The following is a 4524-nucleotide window of genomic DNA, read 5'->3' as shown; positions in this document are numbered from 1 at the left end:
CGCCACCGCAACGTCGTTGAGCGCTGCTTCAACCGTCTCAAGCAGTGGCGCGGCCTGGCCACTCGCTATGACAAGACCCGTGAGTCCTACCAAGCCGCCCTTACGATCGCCTCAATCCTGCTCTGGATCTGACCTTTGAAGACGATCTCTAGGTCGAACTGAGACTTCTCCGGAGCTACTTCCGGCTCTGTTTGACGAGTTCTACCGCTCCTGGCACCGGGCGGGCCCCTTCTCCTCGCAGGCCGCGCGGGCACCGGCGCCCGCCGCCGTCCAGCACGCCTGCGGCGGCCATCCCGTGTCCTCCACGTCCTATCGTCTGCCCGCGGACCAGCTCGCCGACCTGGACACGCCGTGGGTGATCGCTGCCGATGCACACGTCCCGCTCCGAACGCGTCAGGCGGCCCGAGGTCCCGGCCTCGGCCGACCGACCCTCGTAGAGGCTGTAGCGGAGGAGCGGCTGTCACCGTGCCCGGAGTGTGGACGTCGACGGCGGATCGTGGGGCGCGAAGAGGAATGGGAGCAGCCAACGGATTCAGCAAGACGGCCCGATCAGCCGTACATCGCCACGCGGTACAGAGTCTCAAGCGCGTCGTCGATGGGATGGGGCTGCGGCTTGCCGGAGGAGTCGAGTCTGTTCCACCTCTGCAGATTCACCGCGACCGTCATCTGCCGCTTGCTGTCGGCACGGGCCATGGCCAGCGCTCCGCCACCCCAGACCGTGCCGCCATGGCCCCAGAAGGTGCCCTGCCCGGGACCCTCCATCGGGAGCAGGCCGAGGCCGTAGTCGATCGTCTTTCCCTCGTGGGAGATGACCGGGACGGTGCGTTGCATCTGCGCCAGCGACAACGGGCTGACGATCTCTCCGGCCAGCAGCATGCCGAAGAAGCGGTTGAGGTCCGTGACGGTCGATATCAGCGAGGCCGACGGCCCCACCCATGACATGTCGTAGACGCTGTAGTCGCGCGGTGGGTCGATCATGCCGAACCACGCCTCGTAGAGCTGCGAGTGCGGCCCGTTGACGTACGGTCCGGCGGGGAACTCGGTGTCCCGAAGCCCGGCGCGCTCGATGACGTTCTGGGTGATGTATCGCTCGGCCGTAGTGCCGGTCACCTGTTCCAGGAGCTGGCCGAGGAGCAGGTAATTGGTGTTGGAGTACACCCCCGGAGCGCCGCCCGGATTGCCGGCGGCAGATGCGGTGACCCCCATCTCGATCAGTTCGGCGGGGTCGAACCGTGTAAGCCGGTGGTCGTCCAGGCTCTGGGGCTGGGTGTCCGCCAAGGCGGGAAGCGCCTTGAGGGAGGGGTAGGCGTACGGGAGATACTCGGCGAGGCCGCTGGTGTGGTTGATCAGCATCCGGACCGTTATCGCGTCACCGCGTTCTCCGGGAACCAGCTTTGGAAGGTACCGGCCGATCGGCGTGTCGAGACCGATCTGACCGCTCTCCACCTGCCGCAAAACCGCTGCGGCGGTGAAGGTCTTGGTGATGCTGCCGACACGGTGCCGCATGTCGGCGGTGACAGGGCGGCCGGTGACAACATCGGCGACCCCGGCGGCGCCGCGCCAGACTTGGTCGCCGTCTCGCACCTCGGCAAGCAAGCCGGGCATCCCGGCGCGGTGGACGTTCTCGATGGCGGCGTTCAGCTCCGCGGAATCCAGTGAGTTCCTCACGACATGCGTCCTTTCGCATTGCTCAAGGTGAGCTCCACGTCGGTCGCCCGACCCGGTAACAGGGCACGTGTGGCACGTCGGCCCGCCTCTGCCGGGTTGCTCGGCGCACTCATGTCCTCATTATGCACGCGGTGCGTGCACGCCGCGTGCATAGGTTAGGCTGAGCCCAACGAGAGGGGCGAAATGGCAGGTCGAAGGCGTTGGTCGACCGAGGAAATCCTGGATGCGGCAGCGGAGTTGCTGCGCACGAGCGACACAGAGTCGTTCAGCGTGCGCAAGCTCGCCGCGACCCTTGGGACCGATTCCTCCAGCCTCTACCGGCACTTCCGCAGCAAGACAGAACTGCTGCGCGCAGTCGCCGACCGGATCCTGCTGGCCTCCATGGACGGCTACCGCGCCGAGGGCGACTGGAAGCAGCGCATCACCGCCCTGGCCCTGCGCGTGAGAGAGGCGTTCGGCCAGCAGCCCCAGCTCGCCGCGGTCTGGGGACGCTACGCGTCAGGCGGCGCCGGTTCCCGACTGGTCATGGAAGAGGTGCTGCAGGCCCTGCGCGTGTCGGGACTGCCCGACGAGGAGATCCCGGCGCGCTACCACCGACTCGCGGTCCTCATCGCCGCGTTGATCGCCTCCGAGGCCGGAGTCAGCACCATCACCCCGGAAGAGTACGAACAGGGCATGGAGCTGTTCCGCGTCGCGGTACTCGGCGCCGACCCCGAACGCTTCCCTGCCCTGACCCACTTCGCCCGCGACGTCCGCCCACTCGGGGTGGATCGCCGCGCCGCGTTCGAAGAGATCCTCGCCGCCCAACTGGCCAACATCGAGGCCGCAATCTGCCTGAGCTAGTCGACCGGCTCGGGAGTGTCGGCAAACGATGGCGAGCTCAAGCGGTCGGCACATCACCGCGGTTCAGGAGGTCAGCGTAGACCTCTGCCGGAGTGCGGCAGCCGTGGGGTTTTGCGCGGACGGTGGTTGAGCTCGTGGGCGATGGCGTCCAAGTCGGCTTGGCCCGCAAACACGGCGTCAGCCGCGGGGCCATCCGCATGGCCGTCGCCGATATCATGCCCGAGCACGTCGCAGCCGACGAAGGCAGCCTGGCCCCGAACCCGCCCGTCACCCTCGACGTGCCCGGCAAGGTCACCAACGTCCTCCGCGCCACTACCGCTCCTGGCACCGGGCGGGCCCCTTCTCCTCGCAGGGCATGCGGGCACCGGTGCCCGCCGCTGTCCGGCACACGCCCACGGCGGCCATCCCGTGTCCTACACGTCCCACCGTCTGCCCGCGGACCAGCTCGCCCACCTGGGGTCCCTCGGTCCGAACGACAACGGCCCCAGGCCGAAGCTGGCCGTCACCATCACCGCAGCGCCGGCCATGGACAGGGCCGAGCGGCAGCGCCTGCTACGGGAGGCCCTGGTGCACATGGCCCACGCGTTCGGGTACGTCGACGCCGAGCCCGACATGCTGTAGGGATCTCGTCGGGGCGGGTCGTCAAGCGGTGGCTTCCCAGTCCGGCGCGTCATCATACCGATTCCTCATTGCACCGATGGAGTGAGCGCACAGAGTAATCGGGTAAATGCGTACCGTTCGATCTCTCAAGATGCCTTGCGAGAACCTGTGTTGACGCCAAATCGGCTCTGAACAGCGCGGTCGCGGCGTCAAGTCGGGGCAGAATTAAACCCGTGCAAGTGACGGTGAGGTGGCTACTGGCCTGCCGGCCGGACGGCTAACCGAGTCTGGGCAGCCTGAACGCCCTCACTCGTTCACTTATTGCTTCCACTCAACTCCTCAATGCTACGAAACGTGATCTACGTCATATTCGATGAACTGGACATGTGTTCTGATTGGCCGCCGGTAACTTCCTGTCATCACCCTGCTAATGCAGGGGTGTTGACGCGCCGTCAGACTGCCGAACCGGCCGCCAAACCGGTTCAGTGGTCCTGCACGTCTTGCCCTTGACCAACGGCGAGGCGCCATTTCCCGTTCAGCGATCCTGAGAGGGCAGGCCCTACAGCCATGGCCGGAGCCAAGAACGGAGTCTTCGCCGAGAAGATCTCCCCGTACTTACGCAAGAAGATCGAGGAAGCCGGTGGGGCGCTCCCCTTCCTCGACATCCAGTACGCCGTTGACCCTTCTGAGGCTGTTGAACAGACCTTCGAGGTCGCCCGTCACTACCAGTCGGAGATGAGCACCCTCTTCGAGGGGCGTGAAGTGCGTGGCGTCGAGAAGTTGTACCGGCGGACTCTGCTGGTCGAGCCCACAACGATCTGTGCCGCCCACTGCCGCTGGTGCATCCGCGGGCAGTACGACACCGCCACGCTCTCTCGTGAGGATCTGGAACTCATTGCCCGCTACTGCGGGACGGCTCCGGAGAACCAGGATGTTCGTGAAGTGCTCGTAACCGGTGGTGACCCGCTGATCCTGGTCGACCGGATCGAATGGCTGCTGGACGCGCTGGAAGAACACGCACCCCAGGTCGAGATCGTGCGCATCGCTACCCGGGTGCCCCTCCAGGACCCGCGTCGGGTCGATGCCCGTATGCAGCACGCACTGCGACGCCGTTCCACGTTCCGTGTCGAGATCGCCACGCACATCAACCACAAAGGCGAACTGTTTCCCGAGGTCAGGGAGGCGTACACGGCGCTCCAGGAGGCCGGCGCACGCATCTACGACCAGACGGTCCTGCTGCGCGGGCTCAACGATAGCCTCGACACCCTCGTCGGGCTCTTTGATGAGCTGCGCTACATGGGAATCGAGGCACACTACCTGTTCCACTGCGTTCCGATCCGCGGCATGGACCACCATCGCACCTCCGTCGAGGAGGGCCTCGAACTGCATTGCCGGCTGGGAGCGTCGGGTCTG

4 protein-coding genes and 2 pseudogenes are annotated in these 4524 nt (G+C 66.1%); 4 read left to right on the top strand and 2 right to left on the bottom strand.

The window, feature by feature from the left end:
* Positions 1-132 (top strand): annotated as a pseudogene (locus IG78_RS47315) (IS5/IS1182 family transposase); the annotation flags it as partial.
* Between the two features lie 417 nt (positions 133-549).
* On the opposite strand, the gene IG78_RS0140775 reads toward IG78_RS47315, so the two are convergent.
* Positions 550-1668: a serine hydrolase domain-containing protein gene (locus IG78_RS0140775; RefSeq protein ID WP_030574743.1), complete on the bottom strand. Its 1119-nt coding sequence runs from the start codon at positions 1666-1668 to the stop codon at positions 550-552.
* A 183-nt stretch (positions 1669-1851) separates the two neighbouring features.
* Between IG78_RS0140775 and IG78_RS0140770 the strand changes: the two genes are divergently transcribed.
* The gene (locus tag IG78_RS0140770) at positions 1852-2511 is read left to right on the top strand and encodes a TetR/AcrR family transcriptional regulator (protein WP_030574740.1); all 660 of its coding nucleotides are present in this window, start codon (positions 1852-1854) and stop codon (positions 2509-2511) included.
* A 37-nt stretch (positions 2512-2548) separates the two neighbouring features.
* Here IG78_RS0140770 and IG78_RS53000 read toward each other — a convergent pair.
* Positions 2549-2675 (bottom strand): annotated as a pseudogene (locus IG78_RS53000) (IS30 family transposase); the annotation flags it as partial.
* Positions 2676-2919: 244 nt separating this feature from the next.
* Between IG78_RS53000 and IG78_RS52505 the strand changes: the two are divergent.
* Together IG78_RS52505 and IG78_RS0140760 are read left to right on the top strand one after the other, a co-directional pair.
* Positions 2920-3132: a hypothetical protein gene (locus IG78_RS52505; RefSeq protein ID WP_030574737.1), complete on the top strand. Its 213-nt coding sequence runs from the start codon at positions 2920-2922 to the stop codon at positions 3130-3132.
* A gap of 546 nt (positions 3133-3678) precedes the next feature.
* On the top strand, positions 3679-4524 hold an 846-nt coding region (locus IG78_RS0140760; RefSeq protein WP_030574734.1), incomplete at its 3' end, for a radical SAM protein.

It is taken from the genome of Streptomyces aureocirculatus, assembly GCF_000720475.1.
Lineage (GTDB): Bacteria > Actinomycetota > Actinomycetes > Streptomycetales > Streptomycetaceae > Streptomyces > Streptomyces aureocirculatus.
The sequence above is the reverse complement of the archived record's forward strand: the minus strand, read 5'-3'. Positions and strand labels throughout refer to the sequence as shown.

Excerpts from the sequence above, each read along its gene's own strand:
- IG78_RS0140770 (WP_030574740.1), top strand. The coding sequence starts at position 1,852 with ATGGCAGGTCGAAGGCGTTGGTCGACCGAGGAAATCCTGGATGCGGCA.